Raw genomic sequence first — 22,083 nt, 5'->3', positions numbered from 1 at the left:
GGTACCTGGCGGCGCGCGTGCAGCCGGGAGGCAGTCATGATAGCTTTATTGCTGGGCATGGTGCTGGGCCTGCTGGTCGGCGCGCTGTGCCGCTGGTACGACCTGCCGTCGCCTACGCCGCCGACGCCGATCGGCGCTTTGCTGGTGGTGGCGATGAGCCTGGGCTATGTGGTGGCCGGTCATGTTTAACGGGAGAGGATGATGCAGTCAATCAATCGCAGGACGCACCAGACGATCGCACTGAGTTTTCTCGCCGGATATGTCGACACCGTGGGTTTTATCGCACTCTTCGGTTTGTTCACAGCGCACGTCACCGGCAACTTCGTGTTGATTGGTCGCGAGCTGGCTAATCCGTCGCATGGCGTGCTGATCAAGTTCATGGCATTCCCGGCCTTCATATTCGCCGTGGCGCTGACGCGGATGGCAGTGGTCTGGCTTGAGCGGGCCGGCAAGTCACCGCTGCCTTATCTCTTGCTATTGCAACTGGTGCTTCTACTGGGTTTCATGGGCTTCGGCTACATGATTGAACCGGTCAACGATACGGACGCGCCGCTGGCTTTGCTGGCCGGTATGTTCGGCGCGGCCAGCATGGGCGTGCAGAATGCCAACAGCCGATTGACCATGCAGCATTTGACGCCGACCACGGTCATGACCGGCAACGTCACCCAATTGGTGATCGATTTTGTCGATGTGTTGCGCGGCGTTGCCGACGATGACGTTCGCAAGCGCTGCATCAAATTTTTCTGGCCCGTCGTAGCGTTTGGCGCCGGCGCAGTTGCCGGAGCCTTTGCTTATCGGGAGCTAATGTTCCTAGGGTTGTTGTTGCCGTCGGCGATCCTGGCCTGGCTCTGCATTGGGGAATATCTTGCAGAAAAGAGCGAAAGGATAGTGCCATCAACTTTATAATGTTGTGGGCATGCGATACCGCATTTCAATATTGCCTATTTGGCAATTTCTGACATGAATATGAGGCGACGAAAGCGATGACCTATCTGTTTCATTTGATTGAACAATATGGATTGGTCATCGTATTTTTTAATGTGCTTGCGGAACAGCTGGGTGCGCCGGTGCCAGCTTATCCGACACTGGTGATTACCGGCGCGCTGATGCACCGCGGCGAATATTCGGCGCCGGTATTGCTGCTGACGGCAGTGGTCGCGGCGCTGATTGCCGACTTCGCCTGGTATCTGGCCGGCCGGCGTTACGGTCGCAGGGTGCTCTCGACACTCTGCCGCATTTCACTGTCGCCCGATTCCTGCGTGCGCCAGACCGAGTCGATCTACTCCCGCTGGGGCGCGCGTTCGTTGCTGCTGGCCAAATTCATTCCCGGCTTTGCCTCCATCGCCAGCGCACTTGCTGGCACCGTGCGCACCAAACGCATGACCTTCGTCATCTATGACGGCATCGGCGCTGCCTTGTGGGCTGGCCTTGGATATATCTCGGTTCGCTGTTCAGCACCACCATCGACGACTTGCTGAACGTGCTGACCCAGCTTGGGCAATACGGCATGATCCTGATCGGCGTTGCCTTCGCGGTATTTGTCGCCAGCAAATGGTGGCAGCGGCGCCGCTTCCGTTTATCGTTGCGCATGGCGCGCATTTCGGTCGGGGAGCTGAACGACTTGTTGCAACAGGGTATACGGCCAGCCATCGTCGATGTGCGCTCACCAGCTTCGCAGCAAGCCGGACGCATCCCCGGTGCACTGACCATTTCGCATCAGGAGATCCACAGTTTCGTGCTGGATGCGCCAGTGGATCAGGAAGTCATCGTCTATTGCGCCTGTCCGAACGAAGCATCGGCGGCATTGGTAGCCAAACAGCTGATGCTCAAGGGCTACAAGAAAGTACGGCCGCTGTCCGGCGGCATTGACGCATGGATTGCTGCCGGTTACTCGATCGACGCCTAGCTCTGTTTCGTCCATTCTTTAGCGGGAATTCCCATGTTCAGAATCAGTCTCGATGCGTTGCTCATACTTGACGCTATCGACCGGCGCGGATCGTTTTCCGCCGCCGGCACCGAATTGCATCGGGTGCCCTCGACGATTTCCTATACTGTTTCCAAGCTGGAGCAGGACCTGGGTGTGCAGGTATTCGAACGGCAAGGACCGAAAGTGGTACTCACTCGCGCCGGCGCCGAGTTGCTGAAGGAAGGGCGCTACCTGCTGAAGGCGGCGGAAGACCTGGAGCACCGCGTGCGTCGTGTCGCTTCAGGCTGGGAGACGGAAATCACGGTCTGTATCGACTCCTTGTTTTCTATCAATGCTCTGGAAACGGATATCGCTGCTTTCTGTGCCGTTGCCGACAAAACCCGCTTGCGCATCGCCCGCGAATCCTTGGCAGGTACCTGGGAGGCATTGCTGGATCGACGGGTCGATTTGCTGATTGCGGCGCCGGGCCAAGGGCCCGCTGGCGGCGGCTACAATACCGAGCCGATGGGAACGATTTCTTTCGTGTTTGTCGTGGCGCCGACGCACCCGCTGGCCAAGGTGAATAAGGTGTTGGGCAAGGCCGAATTGCTGCCGCATCGCGCCATCAGCGTGGGCGATTCGGCGCGCAAGATGGCGTCACGTACGGTTGGCCTGCTGTTTGGGCAAGACACCTTGACGGTTCCCGATATGCGCAGCAAATATGCGTTGCAGCTGGCGGGCATCGGTTTCGGTTTCCTGCCTGAGCCTTGTGCACGCGCAGCGATCGCTTCTGGCGACCTGATTGTCAAGGAGGTGGAGGAGCCCAAACCGGATGAAACGTTTTCGCTGGCCTGGCGCAGCGGTGAAGAGGGGGCCGCTCTGGCGTGGTGGATGGACCGGATGCGCCAGCCCGATGTGATGGCGCGCCTGATCCAGCACGTGCCCGGCGCCAGCTAAAAAAGAGCCGGAAAGCGCAATGCTTCCGGCCGGTCTGCTCATATCAATACGGCAGGTCGAACAACAATACTTCTGCAGCGTCGGACTGGTCCAGAGTGACCAGGTTTTCAGCCGTCACCTTCAGCGCATCGCCGCCTTTCAAGTCAACGCCATTGACGCGCAGACGACCGCGGATCAGGTGCACGTAAGCGTTGCGTCCAGGCGCCAGTGTATGTTGTAACGGCTGGTCGCCGTTCAGGATGGCGGCATAGATCGACGCGTCCTGATGAATCAACACCGAGTTGTCACGACCATCTGCCGAAGCGATCAGGCGTAACTGCCCTGTTTCTGTTCGGGCGTGAAGTGCTTTTCCTCATAGCTCGGCGGAATGCCTTTGACGTTCGGCTGGATCCAGATCTGCAGGAAGTGCACCGGCGTTGTCGACGAGTGATTGAACTCGCTGTGGCGTACGCCGGTACCAGCGCTCATCCTTTGCACGTCGCCGTAATGCAGCACGGAACCGGTGCCCATGCTGTCCTTGTGTTCCAGCGCGCCGTCCAGCACATAGGAAATGATCTCCATGTCGCTATGGCCATGTGTGCCAAAGCCTTGGGCTGGCTGCACGCGATCCTCGTTGATTACCAGCAGCGGGCCGAAGCCGGTATGTTGCGCGTCGAAATAGTGGCCAAACGAAAAAGTATGGTGCGAATTGAGCCAGCCATGATCGGCGACGCCACGTTCGTTGCCTTTGCGAATTTGAAGCATGATTTTCTCCGTCAGTTACTGCAGGCACCGCCATTTTTCCACTGGAGGAAAGGCCGCGATGGATGCCGTGTTGAATCAACTGGATGCAGTATGCACTCTGCCAAAGTAAAAGAAAAACGGAAAAAATACCCTTGTATGTTCGAATTTATCGATGATCTGCTAAATGGCTTCTGTGTTGGTTTTTGGGAGTTTTAAAGAGTTTTTTGAAGATTTTTTTTGATATTTTTAAGGAGGTGCGAGATAAAATTCGAAAAACTGTAGATGGCTTGGAATGCGCCACTTTCAAAGCCTTCGTTCCCTGCGTCGAGTGGTGTCGACACTACTCCGGATGGAAAGGTTTGGCGGATAGGTGCGGCTAGCCCATTCCCGGGTAAAATCAGGACGCTTGAACCGCATTGAGGATAAAAGCCTCCAGGCCATGACGATGATGGCGCAGCAGGCGGTCCACTTTCATCTATTGAAGGCAAAAAACGATTGCGCTACTCAGCTTCCAATTTTTCGATGCCCAGGTACGCAACATGGTTGGCGGTTGCGTCGATACATTTCCTTTTGATCGCAGGCATTCTGAGCCACATTGATCGACCCGTTTCAACCGACCTTGAACAGCAGCTGCCAGGACAATTACTCATGTTGATCCAAGCGCCGCCGACGGCCGATCGGCAGCGAGCGACATCGCAGAAATCGCCAGCAAACAAGCGCGACGCCGTTGCGTACACATATCGTAGAGACCGAGGCAGCAAGGAAAATCGGGAAAGCAACGAGAGTGCGATACCGGAAATCAGTCATGCGTCGCCCGGAAGCCAGTCGTCGAACGGCATTGAGCAGGGCGGTAGGGAGCAGACGCCCGTAGGCACATTGAATCTAGATGCGCTGAAGAGCTCAGCACGCGCGATAGCGCACGAGACGGCGCCTAGACAATTGCCTGGCTCCGATCGGCAATTAACGGAAAGTGAAAAAATCTCCGACAAGGTAGCCAGCGCCAGGCGAAGCGACTGCCGAACCGAGCACGCCCAGCTCGGCCTTCTGGCAATTCCATTGTTGCTCAAAGATGCAATCACCGACTCTGGCTGTAAATGGTGACGTTGCGGTGCTTGGGATGAAAACATGATTCATCACCTCCACGTCATCATATAAAATACAGGATGCTTTTTGTATAAGTCCTGTTTCGGGCATTTCTCATTATTCCATTAGGCGCAACATCGATCATGTCTGAAACAAGCTCAATTTCATTAAGGGATATCGATATCATCGTGTCGTATCGGGAAGCAACCGAAGAGCGGCGCGAGAATCTGTATGCTGTGCTGGCGCATCTTGCACGCACTTATACCGACTACCGGCTGTGGTTGATGGAGGCGGCGGATGCGCCGAGCTTCGATTGGCATCGCTTGCGCGATCCGAAAATCCGGCACGTATTCATCCATCACAACGGGCCTTTTCCCAAATCGATGCTCTATAACACCGGTGTTCGATTGGCTCGCAGTCCCGTGATCTGTTTTCATGATGCGGATTCGATTGCCCAGCCCGACACCTTGCGCGGATGTGTCGATGCACTGCTTGACGGGAATGCCAGTGATGCGTTGTGCCCCTACTGGAATGTCATCAACGTGACAGGAGCGTTGAAGCAAGCGTTCATGGAAACCCCGGATCGGGCCATCTTTGCGTCGGTCACAGCGCCGGAATTACCAGCCGATGCCAACGAGATATACGCTACCGCCAACGGTGGTGTGGTGCTATTCAAGCGCCAGGAATACATTCGAGTGGGTGGCTATAACGCACGACTGGAAGGGTGGGTGGCGAGGACGACGAATTGCTGCGGCGTGCGACGCGTCTGGGTGTGCGCTGGCACTCGTTCGGCGTGCCGCTGATTCATTTGCACCATGATTCGAATTCGCGCAACAAATTGGCCGATGCATTCAATGCGACCGAAAGCGGCCAGTCAGTGCGAGACATCAAGACGATGCCGCAGGAAGAAGTTGAGGCGCTGGCGCGTGAACTGTCGACCTTTTTCGTACCTGAGCAGCGGGCCTAGAACGTATTCTCAGGCGGTGCGCAGCACGCGCGCTTGCTCCCAGGTAGGCGTGGCCCACTTGATCAGTGTCGGCGCATAACTTATTACGTTATCGTTGACGCCGGCACGTGACATGCCTGTGACCCCGAAACGATCTGCCGGTACGCACAGCATGTCGAAGGAATAATCGTTGAAGATATCGTCGGCATTGCCGAGCCAGTTGTCGGGCGAGAACATCGGCGTCACGTAGTACCAGCAGGTATAGCCGAGCGGTTCGAAGAAGGCGACGGCCTGGTCGCGAATCTCAGCGGTGTTGATTTCTATATAGACGACCGGGCGTTGGCGTTCAATAGTCCTGTGGGCGCCTGCGAGCAATTCCAGTTCGAATCCTTCTACATCGGCTTTGATGAAATCGAGTCGTTCCAGCGATTGTGCGTCCAGCGTGGTGGCAACAACCCGTTCTTTCTGTTGGGTCCACTCTTTCTTCATTGAAGCGCCACCGAAATTCCAGCTTTGCCGAGGATCCAGCAATGGAAAATCCAATATGCCGGCTTCGGCCGAGATTGCTTGTTGTAAAGCGGCCACATTCAGGCATCCGTTAGCGACCAGATTGGCGCAAAGTAATTGAAAAGTATGCCGGGCCGGTTCATAGGCTTGAACCATGCCCTGTTCGCCGACACGCTTGGAAAGCCACACCGTATGCGAGCCGATATTTGCACCGGCCTCCACGACATGATCGCCTGGTCGCACAATCTGTTCGAACAGCGCGATCTCAGGCTCGGACCATTCGCCATAGTGCTGCAGGCTACGGCCAATGTAAGTGTCGTTGCGATTGATGAAAAACCGGCCGTGACGGGCAGCTACGAGCGTGTAGATGTCTGTTGGCATGAAAATCCTTTCGGCGGCATGAGGCTCTGAGTTCAGGCGCTGAAGTTGTCTGACGCCAGGTCCAGGCATGGTTGTTGTTATTTTGAATCTCCGACTGCGGAGACCGCGAAAAATTTGTTGTACGCTGCAACTTCAGCGTTGCATCGTCCACCACGGGTTTTCGCGCCCTCTGGTGGACGAGTATAACCGTAGAACATAGGCACGTATCGGCAACGTCGACGCTATTGCTGGGCGGTTATTATCGGAACCTGATTGCTGTTTCATCGGACATGCTTGCAGCGGTGTTTCACAAGCGTTGCATGATTTGCTAATATTGCAGCATGTTGCCGATTTGGAACTTCAAGATTCGTAAAAACGAAAATAATATAAAAAATGATAACAAATCTAAATGAGTTAACGACTTGCCGACACGGTGCAATGCTGGTCAATGTCAACGATGAATTTGTCGGGAAAAGTCTACGTGCCTATGGTGAATGGTCAGAGGCTGAGGTTTTTCTGTTCAATCAGATTATCAGGCCGGGAGATGTAGTCATTGAGGCAGGCGCAAACATCGGCTCTCATACCGTTGCACTTGCAAGAGCAGCTGGCGCGAGCGGGTGCGTCCATGCATTTGAACCGCAAAGGCATGCATTCCAATTGCTGTGCGCGAATGTTGCGCTGAATAGCCTGACGAATGTGCTTACGCACCATATGGCCGTAGGTCGTGAAAATGGCGAAGCGCAGTTCCCTGTGATTGATCCTTCGCTGCCGAATAATTTTGGCGCGGTATCTTTTCATATCTCCTACCACCAGATGGAACGGATCGCTGTCAGGGCGATAGATTCATTCGAACTCCCGCGCGTGGACTTTCTCAAGGCCGATGTTGAAGGATTCGAACTGGAAGTCCTGCAAGGTGCGAGAGAAACGATTTTGCGCCATCGGCCCGTATGTCACGTTGAATATGTGAATCCGTATACCGGCAATATTATTTCAGTCTTGGCAGACTATTTCCGCGATCTGGATTATTCCCTTTGGCATGTCATTACGCCACTGTTCAACGAGCAGAATTTCAAGGGCAACCAGCAGAATGATTTCGCCGGGCTGTGGTCGTTCGATATGCTGTGCGTGCCGAATGAAAAGGCGAGCGTGACCGGGTTGACGGCTGTTGTCGACGGAAGTGCCGGATACTGCAATGATCCGCAGGCATGGAAACAGGTGAGTTTCCAGTATCTGAAATAAGTGGGCGACGCGAGGTGATCTTCGTATGTGGAATCATCCGCATCATTGAGTGGAATGGCTTCCGACGCTGAAGCGTGAGGGGTTTGCGTGCCAGCATTGGCAAATGCATGAGCGCCCCATGGGAAAAAGGTATTGTGCAGCTAGGCCAGAAAAGCAAAAAGCCCAACTCGATTGAGTTGGGCTAGGCGCTTGTTTCTACTGCTTTTATTCGTGGTAGGCCGTGCGGGATTCGAACCTGCGACCAACGGATTAAAAGTCCGCTGCTCTACCAGCTGAGCTAACGACCCGAAAGACCGCTATTATAGACAAAGTGCATATGAGGTGTCAAACCCATATGCACTTTTATTTTCTAAAACAGCCAAATTTTATTTGGCAGCTACTTGAGCGAGCTCAAGCGCTCCTTTGCGGTTTGCGCCGCAGGCGTGTTGGGATATTGCGCGAGCAATTGTTCCAATGCCTTCTTGGATGCCGGTTTGTTCTTCAGTTCGGTATAGCTGCTGGAGATATTCAGGAGTGCATCGGCGGCCTTCGGGTTGTCGGCATATTTGCTGACGACAACCTGTTGGGCCGCAATTGCATTCTTGTAGTCGCGCTGAGCGTAATACGCGTTACCGAGCCAATATTGTGCCGATGGCACCAGGCCCGAGTCGGGACTGGAACGTATGAAACTAGAAAATGCCGATGCTGCAGTTTTGTAGTCGCCGGATTTGAATGTCGCCAGCGCTGCATCGTAGGCTTTCTGATCATTCGCGCCAACGCTGACTTCCTGACCGTCGACGCTGATCTTTTGCGGCTCCAGCTTGCGCAGGCGGGTATCCAGGTCAACATAGAAATCCTTCTGGCGCTGCTGAGTATTGGCCAGCTCGTTGGTCAGCACTTCGATCTGTCCGCGCAGCTTGGCGATTTCCTGGTTCAGGTGCTCGTTCTGGTCGGACAAGGTCAATGAACTGGTCTTGTCCGCCTTGGTGTCCACCCGCGCATTGACCGCATCGATCTTGCTGCGGATATCCAATATCGCACGACGTGCTTCATCGTCGTCAAACAACCCGGCGTGAGCCGCCGGGGCGAAGGAAACTGCGGCCAGGAAGGCCGCAGTCATTGTGGCTTTGAAGAACGTCTGCATCATTGTTATTGATAAACGATATCGGAACGGCGGTTTTCAGCGTAGGAAGCTTCGTCATTGCCGAGCGCCTTAGGCTTTTCTTTGCCCAGCGAAACTGCTTCTACCTGGGTATCGGAAACGCCCAGCAATACCAGTGCTTTGCGTACGGCTTCTGCACGTTTTTGTCCCAGTGCCAGGTTGTATTCACGGCCACCGCGGTCATCGGTATTACCTTGGATGATGATCTTGCGGTTCTTGTGGCTGTTCAGGTACTGAGCGTGTGCTTCGACCACGGATTTGAATTCATCCTTGACGATGTAGCTGTCAAAGTCAAAGTAAATGCTGCGTTTGGAGAGGATGCCGCCTGGCTGGTTCAGCGGATCGCTGGAGCCGGCGTCAACTGTGTTGACTGAGCGTGCATCAGCACCGGTGTTGGCGCCGCTTTCTACGACTGGTGCCTTGTCATCCAGTTTGACTGGGGATGAGCAGGCGGCCAGCAAAATGGCGCTAGCAAGGATAAGGGCGAAGTTTTTGATATTTAGCATTTTTATTCTCCAAAGTGGGAAACGAACGTCGATTCAAAATTACTGCGTGATTATTTCATGAAAGGACCCCAAGTAGGCTCACGTATATCGCCTGCTTGCATAGTTAAACGCTGTTTTACGCGGCCGTCAACTGAGACGACTGCCAGCGAGCCCCTGCGACCTGATTCTGTCGCGTACATAATGTATTTGCCGTTCGGCGAAAAACTCGGCGATTCATCCTTGACGGTATCCGACAAACGCTGTTCCTGGCCGTTGCTCAGGTCCAGTGCATAGAGTTGGAAACGGCCGCCGCGCTGCGAAATATACGCCAATGTCTTGCCGTCTGGGGAAATCCGCGGGCTGATGTTGTAGCTGCCGCCGAATGTCACGCGCTGGGCTTCGCCGCCGTTGGCGCTCATCTTGTAGATTTGCGGGCCGCCGCTGCGGTCGCTGGTGAAGTAGATGGACTGGCCGTCAGCCGAGAATTGCGGCTCGGTGTCGATGCCATTGGTATTGGTCAGGCGTCGCAGGCCACCGCCATCGGCATTGACCATATAGACTTGAGTCAGGCCGTCACGGGCCAGCGCGATCGCCAGCTTGGTGCCGTCTGGCGACCACGAAGGCGCCGAATTGCTGCCCTTGTAGTTGGCTACCACGATGCGCTGCTTGGTGATCAGGTTCTGCACATACACCACTGGTTTCTTGGCTTCAAACGACACGTAGGCAACTTTGGTGCCGTCCGGTGACCAGGCCGGCGAGATGATTGGTTCGTTGGAGCGCAAGGCCACTTGCGTACCTTCGCCGTCGGAATCGGCTACTTCCAGGCGGTATTCCTTGCCGGACTTGATGATGTAGGCAATGCGGGTGGCAAACGCGCCGCGTCCGCCGACCAGTTTTTCATAGATATCGTCGGCGATCTTGTGAGCGGTGACGCGGGTGTATTGCGGTGCCGCCGCCATGGCCAGGGCCGACAGTTGTGCCGACTTGACCGTATCCAGCAGGCGATAGCGCACGTCGAAGCGGCCGTCAGCCAGACGTTGCACGCTGCCGATCACCAAGGCGTCCGCGCCACGCGCCTTCCAGTCGCCCAGATTGACTTGGGCGGCTTCGGAGATGACATCGCCGGTATCAATAATCTTGAACATGCCGCTGCGCGAAAGATCAGTCTTGATGATGTCTGTAATCTGTTGCGGCGCCAGGTTTTCGTTACTGAATCCGGCAATGGCGATCGGGATTTGCGTAGCGCCGACGCCGGAGGTCTCAATCCGCAACTGCGCATTGGCAGGGGAGGATGCTACGAATGTGGTAACCGTCAGTCCTATGACCGCGAGTAGGTGAAGCAATTTGTTTTTCATGGCTTACTGATCTTTCGGTTTATGGATTCCGATGAAACTAGGTGGTACTACACCCAATTTGCTATCTTTTGGATAAGGAGCCGATCTCTCGATCGCTCGCTTCACCGCCTCGTCAAAGCCGGGAACGCCGGAGGATTTTCTGAGACGCACGCTTGCTACCGAACCGTCCGGGAGCAGTTGGACATCAAATTCCACTGCCGGGTTTCCTGGCAGGCCATCGGGAACATTAAAGTTAATGTTCGATTTGATCTTGGCGCCCACCTTTTGCCCATAGCCAGGATCGCCGCGCGGCCCTTGCGATTGGGCAGCAGTCCCGGTGCTGTTGGCTGCACCGCTGCCGACTGCCTGACCCATCATGCGTTTCAATTCGTCATTGTGGCGCTTGTTCTCGGCAGCAGCGTCGGCGGCAGCCTGTTTCTTCTTGGCGGCATCGGCTTCAAGCTTCTTGGCGGCTTCCTGTTTCTGTTTTTCCTGAGCGGCAGCCTTCTCCTTGGCAGCTTTTTGCTCGGCTTCAGCTTTCAGCTTGTCCTTTTGCTCTTGTTCGGCTTGCTGTTTTTGCAATTTCTGTTGTTTTTCAAGCTCTTCCTGGCGTGCTTGTTCCTTACGCTCCTGCTCTTTGCGCTTTTTTTCCTTCTCCAGCGCAATTTCCGGATCGGGCAAAGGTGGCGTCACCACTTTCGGCGGCGCGGTTTCCTGCACGACCGGTTCAGGCTTGGGTTCGGGCGTAGGCTGCGGCACCGGGGTTGGTTCCGGCGCCTGTGGTGCAGCTTCCTTGATGTCCGGACTCCAGACTTCAGCTTCGACGGCGATCGGTTGCTGGCTCTGCCAGTGAATGCCGAACCACAGGAATGCAAACAAGGCGGCATGCACCGCAGCGGCCAGTATGATGGCGCGTATGCTGCCGGGTTCTTTTGGTACGGAATACGGGGAGTTGCCTGTCATAACCTGATCGTCACTTTGTCGCCAGTCCGACGCGGTTGATGCCAAGCATCTTGGCTTCCGAAATGACCTGGATCACTTCGTCGTACTTGATGTCCTTATCGGCGGAAATCATCACCGGCATGTCGGGCTTGTCGGCGTGCAGGGCTTGCAGCTTGCGCTTCAGGCCGTTACGCGGCACGGTTTCGGCCACGCTGGTGCCGCTCTTCTGGCCGTTGATGCGCACGCTGGTTTGCTGATCCGGCTTCAAGGTGATCTCGATGTATTCAGTCGGCGGGGTCGCCGATTTCGCCGCATTCGGTAAATTGATGACGCTCGGGTTGGTCAACGGCGCCGACACCATGAAAATCACCAGCAGCACCATCATCACGTCGATATACGGCACGACATTGATTTCCGCCTTGAATTTGCGGGGACGGCCCCCGCGCATGGAAGAGCCGGACATTAGCGCGCCTGACGTTGCAAGATGTTGGAGAATTCTTCGATGAAGCTTTCGAAGCGGATGGCGAGGCGATCGACATCATGTGAGAAGCGGTTGTAGGCAACCACCGCTGGAATTGCGGCAAACAGGCCGATCGCCGTAGCGATCAGGGCTTCGGCGATGCCGGGCGCTACCGCCGCCAGCGTCGCTTGCTGAACGTTAGCCAGGCCGCGGAACGCGTTCATGATGCCCCATACAGTACCGAACAGGCCGACGTAAGGGGAGACCGAACCGACCGAGGCGAGAAACGCCAGATGCGATTCCAGGCGATCCATTTCACGCTGGTAAGCAGCACGCATGGCGCGCCGCGCGCCATCGAGCAGCGCGACGGAATCGTTGCCGGCCTTGTTGCCGAGCGATGCCTTGACCTTGTTGAACTCATCCATGCCGGCTTCGAAGATGCGCTCCAGCGCACCGGTCTGACCCGCTTTGCGGCGATTCGATGTGGCGTCCTGATACAGCGTAGTCAGGTTGCCGCCGGACCAGAATGCGCGTTCGAATTCTTCGGTCTGGATACGGGCGCTGCGGATCGCAAACATCTTGCGAAAGATATAAGTCCAGCTCATCAGGGAAACTGCCAGCAGCAGCGCCATGACCAACTGTACTAATACGGAAGCATTGGTGATAAGTGTGATAAACGAAAGATCTTGGGTGACAGTCATGGATAGCGGTCTTGAGGAATGGTCTTAGGTTTAAGTGAAGGACTTAAACGATGAATTGTAATCTAAAGTGGGTACTGCAAATTTTGCGATTGCTGTCGGAAATTTCGGTAAGCACAGTTGCTTTGTCACAAGTCTACACAACGATGCTTAAGACTCCCTTAAGACTCCGAAGGTTCAGTATCTCGATAGTTCTGCGTAGTTGTCTTGTTGAAAATACGTCCACAAGGGAGGATTTATAGGTTGGCGGGCAGCCCAACGTCGTTGACTGATGGCCTTATTTTCTCCAGCACTTGTTGCGGAATTGCAGTTGGTCGAAATTTCTTTGCATCAACGCAAACGACTGTTATTCGGCCCGTAGTCAGCAATGTCGGCTGATTGTTGTCATCCAGGCGCCAGGCCTGCTGCACAAAATCGACCGAAACCCGGCTCAGGCGTTCGATGACGACCGTGATGTCGAGCAGGTCATCGAGCTTTGCCGGCGCACTGTAATCGACGCTGGTGCTTTTTACAATGAAAATGACGCCGTCGGTCTGCTCCAGTGCGCGCTGGCCGACTCCCGCCGCGCGCAGCCACTCGGTGCGGGCGCGCTCAAAAAATTTCAGGTAATTGGCGTAGAACACGACGCCGCCGGTATCGGTATCTTCATAGTACACACGGATGCGCCAGTTGAAGTTGGCGGGCGGGGCGGTGGTGGTCAGGCTCATCAATTCGTTGTTTCTTGGTAATTCGGTGGTGGCGAGGCATCTATTGGATGAGGCCGGCTGCGGTGTTGCACGCAGCCAGACAGGTAGCCATATCAGTTGCGCTTAATGCTCATTCCAGCAAAGCCTTGGCAATTCGGCATCATTTCAATGCGATTGATATTGATGTGCGCCGGCAAAGTGGCGACCCAGTAAGCTGTATTGGCGATATCTGCAGGCGTCAGCGGCTGTGTACCTTCGTAAACCTTGGCGGCTGCTTCATCGTTGCCGCGGTAGCGCACGTTCGAGAATTCAGTGCCGCCGCACAGGCCGGGAGCGATATCGGTAGCGCGTACGCCGGTTCCTACCAGGTCGGCGCGCAGGTTCAGCGTGAACTGTTTGACGAACGCCTTGGTGGCGCCATACACATTGCCGCCCGGATACGGATATTCGCCGGCGATCGAGCCGAGGTTGATGATCGTGCCGCGGCCGCGCTTCACCATGTCAGGCAATACCAGGCGTGTCATCGTCACCAGGCCTTTGCAATTGGTTTCGATCATGGTTTCCCATTCCTCGAGCGAAGCTTGCTGTGCCGATTCCGTACCCAGCGCCAGGCCGGCATTGTTGATCAGCACGTCGATCTCCTGCCATGCCGGTGGCAGCGAGGCCAGCGCGCTGCTGATCGAATGCTTGTCGGTGACGTCCATGACGATTGGCAATACCGCCGCACCCAGTTCGGCAGCCAACTGGTCCAGCCGATCCTTGCGGCGGCCGGTGGCGATGACCTGATGGCCGTTTTTGGTGAATGTACGTGCCATTTCGGCGCCGAAGCCTGCTGTTGCGCCAGTAATCAAGACAATCATGATCCATGCTCCTTTTATTGCAAACCGGTTTGTTGCGATGCATTTGTTGCGTTGCGCTAAGCGGGAAATTGTAGCCCAATTTGCCGGGTGTGCCCTTACAAACTAGGTGGCGATGAGCAGCGACGCTGAATCTCATGCGTGCATTGGCGTCGGCGGTGATTGCTTTGGTGCAAAGTGCACCAGAACATGACAGCAAACGGCCGCACCGTAGTCGTTTTACTGCCGTTTGCAGGGCGGGGATGAAATGTTGCATGGCATAAATATTGCTGAAACCGGGCTTCCAGCGCTGGGTATTGCTGAATGTTATAGGGAGCCACAACGATGACAAAGAAACGCTATTCCGGGAGTTTTACCTGTGCGCTTGCCATGGCCGCAGCCTCGTCCACGTTGTGGGCGGCAGGCGCCGCGGCGCAACAGGCTGCTGATGCCGTCGTCGATACGGCCGATGCGCCCGGCGCAAAAAAAACGGCGCGGTCAAGCGAGCAGATCGAATCAGTGCTGGTCACCGCACAAAAGCGCAAGGAAGACGCGAGCAAGGTGCCTCTGAGTATCTCGGTAATCAGCGGCGAGGACCTGCAGGCTTCGCATATCAATGATTTTTCCGACCTGACGCGGGCCGTGCCGAATGTCTCGTTTTCCGGCGCCAGCGGTTCTGGCGCCGGTCTCAGCAATATCGAAATCCGCGGCATCAGTTCGGCGGCCGGTTCGGCCACGGTCGGCGTCTACCTGGACGATGTCTCGATGACCACGCGCAACCTGTACAGCCTCGGCAGTTCCGAACCGAAATTCTTCGATATCGACCGCATCGAAGTACTGCGCGGTCCGCAAGGTACCTTGTACGGCGCCAGCTCGATGGGCGGTACCATCAAGTTCATCAGCAACCAGCCCAACCTGAAAGAGCGCGAAGCCAGTGTCTATTCGGAAGTGTCGGGGACCGCGGGCGGCAGCACCAACTACACCGTCAACGGCGTCGTCAACCAGCCTCTGATTCCGGGTGAGTTGGCGCTGCGTATCGGTGTGCAGACGGGCCATCAAAGCGGCTATATCGACCAGGTCTCGCCGACTACCGGCAACGTCATTGCGAGCGGTATCAACGCGCAGGATTCGAGCGTGGTCAAGCTGGCCATGAAATGGGCGCCAACGCCGCAACTCAGCATTACGCCTTCGGTGTTCTACCAGGAAGTCAATTCCAAGGATATCGATGCGTCCTACCTGGATTTGCCGAAGAACCAGACCGGCAAGCTGGTGCGCGAGCCGGGCAACGACCGTCTGCTGGTGCCAAGCCTGACGGTCAATTACGATATGGGCAAGGCTGACTTGATGTCGGTTTCCAGTTTCTATCAGCGCACCTTCAACCGTACCCAGGACGGCACCACCGTCAACAACCTGGGATCGGCGGTGCCGGATACGCCCCCCGGGCTGGCGGCCGCAATCGGCGCTTTGCCATCTGCGGTCTACTTGCAAAACCAAGTACGCCAATTCTCCCAAGAGTTGCGTGTTACCTCAAAACCGTATGATCAGAAGGTATCGCCGTTCACCTGGCTGGGTGGGGTCTACTACGCCAACCTGCATACCAACGTCACCGACAACGAACCGATTTTCGGCCTGAATGCGACCTATGCGGCGTTCGGCGCCAATCCGGCCGATCCTGGCCAGCTCGGGATTGCCTTCCCCAACGATAATTCGTACTTCAGCGAACGCCACTACCATACCGAGCAAGAGGCGGTATTCGGTGAGCTGAACTACTATTTCGTCCCCAGCCTGCATGCGACCGTCGGCATGCGTTACCTGCAAGCGACTGACAGCCTGAGTCGCAACGGTGACGATTACTGGAATGGCGGCCCGACCAGTTCGTCAGTCAGCACCAAGTCCTCGGCCTTTACGCCGAAATTCTCGCTGACCTGGGAAATTGATCCCAACAATACCGTGTATACGTCAGCCACCGAGGGCTTCCGCCTCGGCGGTAACGACCGCCCGATTCCGGCTTCGCTGTGTGCCGCCGATTTCGCTAACCTCGGCATCACCGAGGCGCCGACCTCGTTCAAGTCGGACAAGCTATGGAGCTACGAGCTGGGTAATAAGTCGCGTTTTCTCGGTAACCGCCTGCAGGTCAACGCCGCCTTGTTCTACATCAAATGGAACGGCTTGCAGCAGGATGTCACGCTGCCGGGTTGCGGCTTCGACTATGAAACCAATGTCGGCAACGCCACCAGCTATGGCGCCGAGTTCGAAATCAAGGCCAAGCCGACTTCCAACATCGTGCTCGGCCTGTCCGGCGGCTACACCAATGCCACTCTGTCTTCCGATGTGCCGTCCTTGCATGCGCACGCCGGCGATCCGATCCAGGGCGTGCCGAAATACAACGCCACCCTGACTGGCCAATACAATTTCAACCTGCCTGGCGATTATTACGGCTTCGCCCGCGCCGCCGCGCACTGGACCGGCAGCAGCCACGGTACGCTGGTGGCGACCGATCCGGATTATCAACGGCCGGCCTACAGCACCTTCGACGCCAGCATCGGGGCCACCTTCGACCGCTGGGAGCTGACCTTGTTCGTCAAGAATGCCTTCAATAACGACAAGGTGATCCAGCGTCCGAACGTGCAATCGGTATCGGAAGGCTACCGGCTCGATCCGCGCACCATTGGGATCAGCTTGGCGGGCAAGATATAAGGATCTAAATTAGTTGTCTGTTTGGTAAATTCCATGCAAAAGCCGCCCTCCGGGGCGGTTTTTTTCATCCGGTGCCGAAGCCCGGGCCAATCTTGCTCAAATCGAGTGCTTCGCTTACAATAAGCGCACCATTTCGTCTCACGTGACTGGCGAAAAAACCATACCGCCGCAGGTCCAAAAGATCGCGGCAGGCTTTGGTAAAAGGTGGGCATCCACCGGGAAGCGTGAGATTTCATCCGCCGTGCGCCTGGGCAGCCCGAATGGAAAGTACGACTGAGGCTGCCGCATTCCCCTAATTTCCTGGCCCTCATTCGATTTAGGCTCACCCTTATCGATTGGAGTATTACATGTTCGAAAAAAATCACACCCTTGCCAATGTCGATCCAGAATTGTGGAGCGCCATCCAGAAGGAAAACCACCGTCAGCAAGAACACATCGAGCTGATTGCGTCGGAAAATTACACTTCGCCGGCAGTGATGGAAGCGCAAGGCACGCAGCTGACTAACAAGTACGCTGAAGGCTATCCAGGCAAGCGCTACTACGGCGGTTGCGAATTCGTTGACATCGCCGAGCAGCTGGCGATCGATCGCGTCAAGCAATTGTTCGGCGCCGAAGCCGCCAACGTGCAGCCGAATTCGGGTTCGCAAGCCAATCAGGGCGTGTTCTTCGCGATGCTGAAGCCCGGCGACACCATCATGGGTATGTCGCTGGCAGAAGGCGGCCATCTGACCCACGGCATGGCATTGAACATGTCCGGCAAGTGGTTCAACGTGGTGTCTTACGGCTTGAACGAAAAAGAAGAAATCGACTACGAAGCGTTCGAGCGCCTGGCGCACGAGAAGAAGCCAAAGCTGATCATCGCTGGCGCTTCGGCTTACGCATTGCGCATCGATTTCGAGCGTATGTCGAAAGTCGCCAAGGCAGTCGGCGCTTACTTCATGGTCGACATGGCGCACTACGCTGGTTTGATCGCTGCGGGTGAATATCCGAACCCAGTGCCGCACGCCGATTTCGTCACATCGACTACGCACAAATCCCTGCGTGGTCCACGCGGCGGCATCATCCTGATGAAGGCCGAATTCGAGAAAGCCATCAATTCGGCAATCTTCCCAGGCATCCAGGGCGGCCCGCTGATGCACGTCATCGCCGGCAAGGCAGTGGCGTTCAAGGAAGCGTTGACACCGGAATTCAAGGCTTACCAGCAGCAAGTGGTGAAAAATGCCGACGCACTGGCAAAGGCGTTGATCGCGCGCGGCTTGCGCATCGTTTCCGGCCGTACCGAGTCGCACGTGATGCTGGTCGATTTGCGCGCCAAGAAGATCACCGGCAAGGAAGCTGAAGCGATCCTGGGTTCGGCGCACATGACTTGCAACAAGAACGCGATTCCTAACGATCCTGAAAAGCCATTCGTCACTTCCGGCATCCGTGTCGGCAGCCCGGCGTTCACCACGCGTGGTTTCAAGGAAGCGGAAGCGACCAAAGTGGGTAACCTGATCGCCGACGTACTGGATAATCCGCATGACGCAGCAACCATCGAGCGCGTCAAGGCGGAAGTCAAGAAGCTGACTGATGCCTTCCCGGTGTACGCAGCTTAATACCGTAGTCTGATGTACTGGTTGCTGGCAAGCCTTGGCGGGCCGGCGATCAGGGAAATTGTGGGCCCGTTGCAGCTTTATCTCTGCACGGGCCCTCGTACCAAGTAAGCCTCAATGAAATACCGGTTGTCAGCGACCGGCGCGTGGCCCCGAATAGGAATAATGTAGAGATGTCCGCACAGCCAGCCGCAACCTCCTTCGGATTACTGTCATCATGAAATGTCCATTCTGCCAGCACGAAGAAACCCAGGTCCTCGATACCCGCGTGTCGGAAGAGGGCGATTCGATTCGTCGCCGGCGCCGCTGCATGCATTGCGACAAGCGTTTCACGACCTATGAACGGATCGAACTGGCGATGCCGGTGATCGTCAAGAAAAACGGCAGTCGCACCGATTTCGACCCGCTCAAATTGCGCGCCAGCCTGATGCTGGCGCTGCGCAAACGTCCGGTCTCGGTGGAAGCATTGGATGAAGCGCTGCAGCGGATCAAGGACAAGCTGTTGTCCAGCGGCGAACGCGAAGTGTTGTCCGGCCACGTCGGCGAACTGGTGATGCGCGAATTGAAGCGGCTCGACAAGATCGCGTATATCCGTTTTGCCTCGGTCTACAAAAGCTTTGAAGATGTTGCTGAGTTCCAGAACATGATCGAAGAGTTTTCAGGGCCGCCTTCCCGGAAAAAATAATGTAAGAAGCAATTGCTTAAATGACTGAGCGCCGATTTGATCGGCGCTTTTTTTTTGTGAAAATGCGCGTTGAAATCGGATGTTCAACTGAAACAGGCAAGGGGAGTTCGATCGCGATGCATGTCAAAGCGCGTTGTGTGCGGTGCGCAGGTGTGACCCTGATGGAATCCATGATTGTGCTCGCCATCATGGGCGTTTTGCTGGTCGTTGCGTTGCCTTCAATGCGCACTTTTGTGATTCGAAATCACTTGGCGGCGGCAACCAATCAATTCATTGCCGCCGCTATTCTGACGCGCAGCGAAGCCATCAAGCGCGGCCGGCCGGTTGTCATCTGTCGCAGTATCAACGCCGATTCCGGCAGCGATCAATGCAGCGGGGCAGCAACCGGTGGGCGCGATGCCGGAGACTGGGGAGCTGGATGGCTGGTCAAGGCCGGCGACCGTGGGCAGGTCTTGTGGCGGCAAGGCACTCTGGACAATAGCATCAGCGTCAAGGCGACAAAGTATTCAATTACCTACGATGCGACCGGCAATGCCAGTGGAGCTTTTGTCAAACTGGTTTTCAGCAGCAACAGCGAATACACGCGCACGGTATGCATTGCCAGTTCAGGCCGGATCAGTTTGAAGTTGGATAGCAGCTTATGCTGAGGATCGGGGCCGGCGGCACAGTGGCGTTGCCGAAGCTGCCTGAGCGAACCGGATTTTCAATCGTTGAATTGCTGGTGTCCACTACGATCGGCCTGGGTTTGCTGTTGCTGACTACGACGCTGTACATTGGCAGCAGCGCCAGCTTCCGCCTGAATAACGAACATATGCGTTTGCATCAGGACGCCAGTTACGCGCTGAACCTGATGGCGCGCCATGTGCGCCAGGCTGGTTTCGGCAAACTGGTGTTGGCCGATCCCCAAGCGGGCGTCAGCCAGGTCACGGATTTTATCCCTGTTGATGGCGTAACTGCGTCCGGCTTGTACGGTTGCGACAATGGTTATGTCCGGCCGTTGGGGGCAGGAAGAAATTTTTCGTGTAGCGCCAATCCCGGCATGGCCAGCTTTGAAGTCAGCTATCGGGTCGATGACCACCATGATGCAGCAACAGGGCGTGGCGCCGACTGCAATGGTGCGCAACCGCCAGCAATCGCTGTGCCGACCGATCATCCCGCCTATCGGTTGGCGCCGCAGGTGGTGATTGCACGAAATCGGTTTTTCGTTGCGACCAGCGCCGGTAGAGCTACCAACTCCCTGTATTGTCACGGCAACGGCAATGACAGCGCCCAACCGATCATCAACAACATCGAAGAGATGCGTCTGACTTATGCGGTGGCGGAGTCGGGTGAGGCGACGCCTGTGCAGTTCTTGCCGGCGTCACGGGTCGATGCTCTCTCGGGTGATCAAGAGGAAAACTGGCGTCGGGTGGTCAGCGTCAAATTATGCCTGCTGATACGCAGCGAATATGAAGTGACGCCGGCGCCGCAGCGGTATGTGGATTGCAGCAGCACTGCCAAACTGGCAACGGATCGCAAATTGCGAGCGGTTCTCACGCGGGTGATCACCTTGCGTAATCGTGCGGCCGGCACCTTGCTACGACAGCCTGAGGAGCTGATGGAATAGGCGATATGTTCTACATCAGCGTTTTGTTAGTGACGGCGGCGGCATATTTTGTACAATCACTGCATATTTCCTTTCTGATTGCTCTTACATGAATTTCACGCTTACCCCATGACCCAGGCTGAAATGCTGATGTCGCAAGCGTTGCGGCTTGCCGAAAAAGGTCTGTTCTCCTGTGCTCCGAATCCTGCCGTCGGCTGTGTCATCGTCAAGGATGGACAAGTCATCGGCGAAGGATTCACCCAGCCGCCCGGTGGCAACCATGCCGAGATCCAGGCCATGGCGGACGCTGCGGCCAAAGGCCATGATGTGCGTGGCGCCACTGTCTATGTCACGCTGGAGCCTTGCAGCCATTTCGGCCGCACACCGCCCTGTGCCGACGCCCTGGTGCGTGCCGGCGTGGCCAAGGTGGTGGCGGCGATGATCGATCCCAATCCGCTGGTCGCCGGGCAGGGCATGGCGCGCCTGCAGGCAGCGGGGATTGCTGTCGAGTCCGGCGTGCTGGAAGGGCCTGCGCGCGAGTTGAATATCGGTTTCTTTACGCGCATGCAGTCCGGCAAGCCGTGGGTTCGCCTGAAAGTGGCCGCCAGCCTGGATGGCAAGACCGCGTTGCATAACGGCCTGAGCCAATGGATTACCTCGCAGGCGGCGCGCGACGACGGCCATATGTGGCGCGCCCGCGCCGGCGCCATCCTGACCGGCATCGGCACGATCAAGGAAGATAATCCGCAGTTGACGGTGCGCGCGGTGCAATTGGCGCGTCAGCCGCTGCGGGTGATCGTTGACAGCAAATTAAGCATCAGCCCGGACGCAAAGATCCTGGTCGGCGGCGGCAATCTGATTTTCTCTGCGGTGGTCGATGCGGAAAAGCAGGCGCAACTGGAGCAAAAGGGGCCGAAGTGGTGGTATTGCCGAACTCGAGTGGCAAGGTCGATCTGCCGCAGGTGATATTGGAGCTCGGCAAACGCCAGATCAACGAACTGCATGTCGAAGCCGGTTCCAAGCTGAATGCCTCGCTGATCCGCGAGGGCTGCGTCGACGAATTGCTGGTCTACCTGGCGCCTGCCATCCTGGGTGACGGGCGTGGCATGTTCGACCTGCCGGCACTGACCACTCTGCAAGACAAATTCTCGCTGAAATTCCACGAGATCAAGCAGGTCGGCGAGGATTTGCGTATCCTTGCACGATTCCATTAATTTTTAT

Annotated in this window: 21 protein-coding genes, 1 tRNA gene, 3 pseudogenes and 1 riboswitch; of the genes and pseudogenes, 14 read left to right on the top strand and 11 right to left on the bottom strand. The window is 56.2% G+C overall.

Translation table 11 applies throughout. From position 1 onward, the window contains the following. Window positions 1-36 precede the first annotated feature (36 nt). The 4 genes and pseudogenes from CAter10_RS16035 (at window position 37) to CAter10_RS16020 (ending at window position 2,863) form a co-directional block, all read left to right on the top strand. Window positions 37-189 carry a XapX domain-containing protein gene (locus CAter10_RS16035; protein ID WP_061534193.1) on the top strand — a complete coding sequence of 51 codons (153 nt, stop codon included), beginning with the start codon at window positions 37-39 and terminating at the stop codon, window positions 187-189. 12 nt (window positions 190-201) lie between these two features. After that, window positions 202-906: a YoaK family protein gene (locus CAter10_RS16030; protein WP_061535400.1), complete on the top strand. Its 705-nt coding sequence runs from the start codon at window positions 202-204 to the stop codon at window positions 904-906. A 77-nt stretch (window positions 907-983) separates the two neighbouring features. Then, window positions 984-1,906, top strand: a pseudogene (locus CAter10_RS16025) (rhodanese-like domain-containing protein). Between the two features lie 33 nt (window positions 1,907-1,939). Beyond that, window positions 1,940-2,863, top strand: a complete 924-nt coding sequence (locus tag CAter10_RS16020; RefSeq protein ID WP_061534192.1) for a LysR substrate-binding domain-containing protein — start codon at window positions 1,940-1,942, stop codon at window positions 2,861-2,863. A 43-nt stretch (window positions 2,864-2,906) separates the two neighbouring features. Here CAter10_RS16020 and CAter10_RS16015 read toward each other — a convergent pair. Further along, window positions 2,907-3,607, bottom strand: a pseudogene (locus tag CAter10_RS16015) (pirin family protein). 549 nt (window positions 3,608-4,156) lie between these two features. Between CAter10_RS16015 and CAter10_RS16010 the strand changes: the two are divergent. The 3 genes from CAter10_RS16010 (at window position 4,157) to CAter10_RS22555 (ending at window position 5,636) form a co-directional block, all read left to right on the top strand. Next, entirely contained in the window at window positions 4,157-4,687 is a 531-nt protein-coding gene (locus CAter10_RS16010) for a hypothetical protein (RefSeq protein ID WP_164840394.1), read from the top strand. A 125-nt stretch (window positions 4,688-4,812) separates the two neighbouring features. Further along, on the top strand, window positions 4,813-5,472 hold the full coding sequence (locus tag CAter10_RS16005; RefSeq protein WP_061534190.1) for a glycosyltransferase family 2 protein: 660 nt from the start codon (window positions 4,813-4,815) through the stop codon (window positions 5,470-5,472). Beyond that, window positions 5,442-5,636, top strand: a complete 195-nt coding sequence (locus tag CAter10_RS22555) for a hypothetical protein (protein WP_164840461.1) — start codon at window positions 5,442-5,444, stop codon at window positions 5,634-5,636. Before CAter10_RS16005 ends, CAter10_RS22555 begins: the two co-directional genes overlap by 31 nt. A 9-nt stretch (window positions 5,637-5,645) precedes the next feature. Here CAter10_RS22555 and CAter10_RS16000 read toward each other — a convergent pair whose 3' ends face one another. Then, a complete protein-coding gene (locus CAter10_RS16000; protein ID WP_061534189.1) occupies window positions 5,646-6,503 on the bottom strand; it encodes an FkbM family methyltransferase in 858 nt (285 codons plus the stop codon). Window positions 6,504-6,920: 417 nt separating this feature from the next. Here CAter10_RS16000 and CAter10_RS15995 point away from each other — a divergent pair, with 417 nt between their 5' ends. After that, window positions 6,921-7,721, top strand: coding sequence for an FkbM family methyltransferase (locus CAter10_RS15995; protein ID WP_231879005.1), 801 nt, complete (start codon window positions 6,921-6,923; stop codon window positions 7,719-7,721). A 211-nt stretch (window positions 7,722-7,932) separates the two neighbouring features. On the opposite strand, the gene CAter10_RS15990 is transcribed toward CAter10_RS15995, so the two are convergent. The 9 genes from CAter10_RS15990 to CAter10_RS15950 form a co-directional block, all read right to left on the bottom strand. Continuing rightward, window positions 7,933-8,008 (bottom strand) — tRNA-Lys (locus tag CAter10_RS15990). Window positions 8,009-8,097: 89 nt separating this feature from the next. Next, window positions 8,098-8,844 carry a tol-pal system protein YbgF gene (gene ybgF / locus CAter10_RS15985; protein WP_061535399.1) on the bottom strand — a complete coding sequence of 249 codons (747 nt, stop codon included), beginning with the start codon at window positions 8,842-8,844 and terminating at the stop codon, window positions 8,098-8,100. 5 nt (window positions 8,845-8,849) lie between these two features. Further along, window positions 8,850-9,368 carry a peptidoglycan-associated lipoprotein Pal gene (gene pal / locus CAter10_RS15980; protein WP_061534187.1) on the bottom strand — a complete coding sequence of 173 codons (519 nt, stop codon included), beginning with the start codon at window positions 9,366-9,368 and terminating at the stop codon, window positions 8,850-8,852. A 50-nt stretch (window positions 9,369-9,418) separates the two neighbouring features. Further along, window positions 9,419-10,702 (bottom strand): Tol-Pal system beta propeller repeat protein TolB, encoded by a 1,284-nt coding sequence (gene tolB, locus CAter10_RS15975; protein WP_128083101.1) that lies wholly within the window; start codon window positions 10,700-10,702, stop codon window positions 9,419-9,421. 3 nt (window positions 10,703-10,705) lie between these two features. Further along, the gene (gene tolA, locus CAter10_RS15970; protein ID WP_061534186.1) at window positions 10,706-11,644 is read right to left on the bottom strand and encodes a cell envelope integrity protein TolA; all 939 of its coding nucleotides are present in this window, start codon (window positions 11,642-11,644) and stop codon (window positions 10,706-10,708) included. 10 nt (window positions 11,645-11,654) lie between these two features. Beyond that, window positions 11,655-12,086: an ExbD/TolR family protein gene (locus tag CAter10_RS15965; RefSeq protein ID WP_061534185.1), complete on the bottom strand. Its 432-nt coding sequence runs from the start codon at window positions 12,084-12,086 to the stop codon at window positions 11,655-11,657. Continuing rightward, window positions 12,086-12,784 carry a protein TolQ gene (gene tolQ, locus CAter10_RS15960; protein WP_061534184.1) on the bottom strand — a complete coding sequence of 233 codons (699 nt, stop codon included), beginning with the start codon at window positions 12,782-12,784 and terminating at the stop codon, window positions 12,086-12,088. Before tolQ ends, CAter10_RS15965 begins: the two co-directional genes overlap by 1 nt. A gap of 233 nt (window positions 12,785-13,017) precedes the next feature. After that, window positions 13,018-13,488: a tol-pal system-associated acyl-CoA thioesterase gene (ybgC, locus tag CAter10_RS15955; RefSeq protein WP_061534183.1), complete on the bottom strand. Its 471-nt coding sequence runs from the start codon at window positions 13,486-13,488 to the stop codon at window positions 13,018-13,020. Between the two features lie 92 nt (window positions 13,489-13,580). Then, window positions 13,581-14,327, bottom strand: a complete 747-nt coding sequence (locus CAter10_RS15950) for an SDR family oxidoreductase (RefSeq protein ID WP_061534182.1) — start codon at window positions 14,325-14,327, stop codon at window positions 13,581-13,583. A gap of 321 nt (window positions 14,328-14,648) precedes the next feature. Here CAter10_RS15950 and CAter10_RS15945 point away from each other — a divergent pair, with 321 nt between their 5' ends. The 6 genes and pseudogenes from CAter10_RS15945 (at window position 14,649) to ribD (ending at window position 22,076) form a co-directional block, all read left to right on the top strand. Beyond that, entirely contained in the window at window positions 14,649-17,000 is a 2,352-nt protein-coding gene (locus CAter10_RS15945; protein ID WP_082797952.1) for a TonB-dependent receptor, read from the top strand. 132 nt (window positions 17,001-17,132) lie between these two features. Beyond that, window positions 17,133-17,260, top strand: a riboswitch (ZMP/ZTP riboswitch). 87 nt (window positions 17,261-17,347) lie between these two features. Beyond that, window positions 17,348-18,595, top strand: coding sequence for a serine hydroxymethyltransferase (gene glyA, locus CAter10_RS15940; RefSeq protein ID WP_061534180.1), 1,248 nt, complete (start codon window positions 17,348-17,350; stop codon window positions 18,593-18,595). A gap of 214 nt (window positions 18,596-18,809) precedes the next feature. Continuing rightward, on the top strand, window positions 18,810-19,277 hold the full coding sequence (gene nrdR / locus CAter10_RS15935) for a transcriptional regulator NrdR (RefSeq protein ID WP_061534179.1): 468 nt from the start codon (window positions 18,810-18,812) through the stop codon (window positions 19,275-19,277). Window positions 19,278-19,297: 20 nt separating this feature from the next. Then, window positions 19,298-19,924: a GspH/FimT family pseudopilin gene (locus CAter10_RS15930; protein WP_061534178.1), complete on the top strand. Its 627-nt coding sequence runs from the start codon at window positions 19,298-19,300 to the stop codon at window positions 19,922-19,924. Continuing rightward, a complete protein-coding gene (locus CAter10_RS15925; protein ID WP_061534177.1) occupies window positions 19,918-20,883 on the top strand; it encodes a PilW family protein in 966 nt (321 codons plus the stop codon). Before CAter10_RS15930 ends, CAter10_RS15925 begins: the two co-directional genes overlap by 7 nt. 129 nt (window positions 20,884-21,012) lie before the next feature. Then, a pseudogene (gene ribD, locus CAter10_RS15920) lies at window positions 21,013-22,076 on the top strand (bifunctional diaminohydroxyphosphoribosylaminopyrimidine deaminase/5-amino-6-(5-phosphoribosylamino)uracil reductase RibD). The last annotated feature ends 7 nt before the right edge of the window (window positions 22,077-22,083 follow it).

The sequence above is a fragment of the Collimonas arenae genome, assembly GCF_001584165.1.
GTDB classification, from domain to species: Bacteria; Pseudomonadota; Gammaproteobacteria; order Burkholderiales; family Burkholderiaceae_D; genus Collimonas; species Collimonas arenae.
Note: the sequence above shows the minus strand (reverse complement) of the source record. Positions and strands in the feature narration are given on the sequence as shown.

Bases quoted from the DNA above. Each gene is read 5' to 3' on its own strand.
- CAter10_RS16035 (WP_061534193.1), top strand. From the start codon at position 37: ATGATAGCTTTATTGCTGGGCATGGTGCTGGGCCTGCTGGTCGGCGCG.
- CAter10_RS16030 (WP_061535400.1), top strand. From the start codon at position 202: ATGCAGTCAATCAATCGCAGGACGCACCAGACGATCGCACTGAGTTTT.
- CAter10_RS16020 (WP_061534192.1), top strand. From the start codon at position 1,940: ATGTTCAGAATCAGTCTCGATGCGTTGCTCATACTTGACGCTATCGAC.
- CAter10_RS16005 (WP_061534190.1), top strand. From the start codon at position 4,813: ATGTCTGAAACAAGCTCAATTTCATTAAGGGATATCGATATCATCGTG.
- CAter10_RS16000 (WP_061534189.1), bottom strand. From the start codon at position 6,503: ATGCCAACAGACATCTACACGCTCGTAGCTGCCCGTCACGGCCGGTTT.
- CAter10_RS15995 (WP_231879005.1), top strand. From the start codon at position 6,921: ATGCTGGTCAATGTCAACGATGAATTTGTCGGGAAAAGTCTACGTGCC.
- ybgF (WP_061535399.1), bottom strand. From the start codon at position 8,844: ATGCAGACGTTCTTCAAAGCCACAATGACTGCGGCCTTCCTGGCCGCA.
- pal (WP_061534187.1), bottom strand. From the start codon at position 9,368: ATGCTAAATATCAAAAACTTCGCCCTTATCCTTGCTAGCGCCATTTTG.
- tolB (WP_128083101.1), bottom strand. From the start codon at position 10,702: ATGAAAAACAAATTGCTTCACCTACTCGCGGTCATAGGACTGACGGTT.
- tolA (WP_061534186.1), bottom strand. From the start codon at position 11,644: ATGACAGGCAACTCCCCGTATTCCGTACCAAAAGAACCCGGCAGCATA.
- CAter10_RS15965 (WP_061534185.1), bottom strand. From the start codon at position 12,086: ATGTCCGGCTCTTCCATGCGCGGGGGCCGTCCCCGCAAATTCAAGGCG.
- tolQ (WP_061534184.1), bottom strand. From the start codon at position 12,784: ATGACTGTCACCCAAGATCTTTCGTTTATCACACTTATCACCAATGCT.
- ybgC (WP_061534183.1), bottom strand. From the start codon at position 13,488: ATGAGCCTGACCACCACCGCCCCGCCCGCCAACTTCAACTGGCGCATC.
- CAter10_RS15950 (WP_061534182.1), bottom strand. From the start codon at position 14,327: ATGATTGTCTTGATTACTGGCGCAACAGCAGGCTTCGGCGCCGAAATG.
- CAter10_RS15945 (WP_082797952.1), top strand. From the start codon at position 14,649: ATGACAAAGAAACGCTATTCCGGGAGTTTTACCTGTGCGCTTGCCATG.
- glyA (WP_061534180.1), top strand. From the start codon at position 17,348: ATGTTCGAAAAAAATCACACCCTTGCCAATGTCGATCCAGAATTGTGG.
- nrdR (WP_061534179.1), top strand. From the start codon at position 18,810: ATGAAATGTCCATTCTGCCAGCACGAAGAAACCCAGGTCCTCGATACC.
- CAter10_RS15930 (WP_061534178.1), top strand. From the start codon at position 19,298: ATGACTGAGCGCCGATTTGATCGGCGCTTTTTTTTTGTGAAAATGCGC.
- CAter10_RS15925 (WP_061534177.1), top strand. From the start codon at position 19,918: ATGCTGAGGATCGGGGCCGGCGGCACAGTGGCGTTGCCGAAGCTGCCT.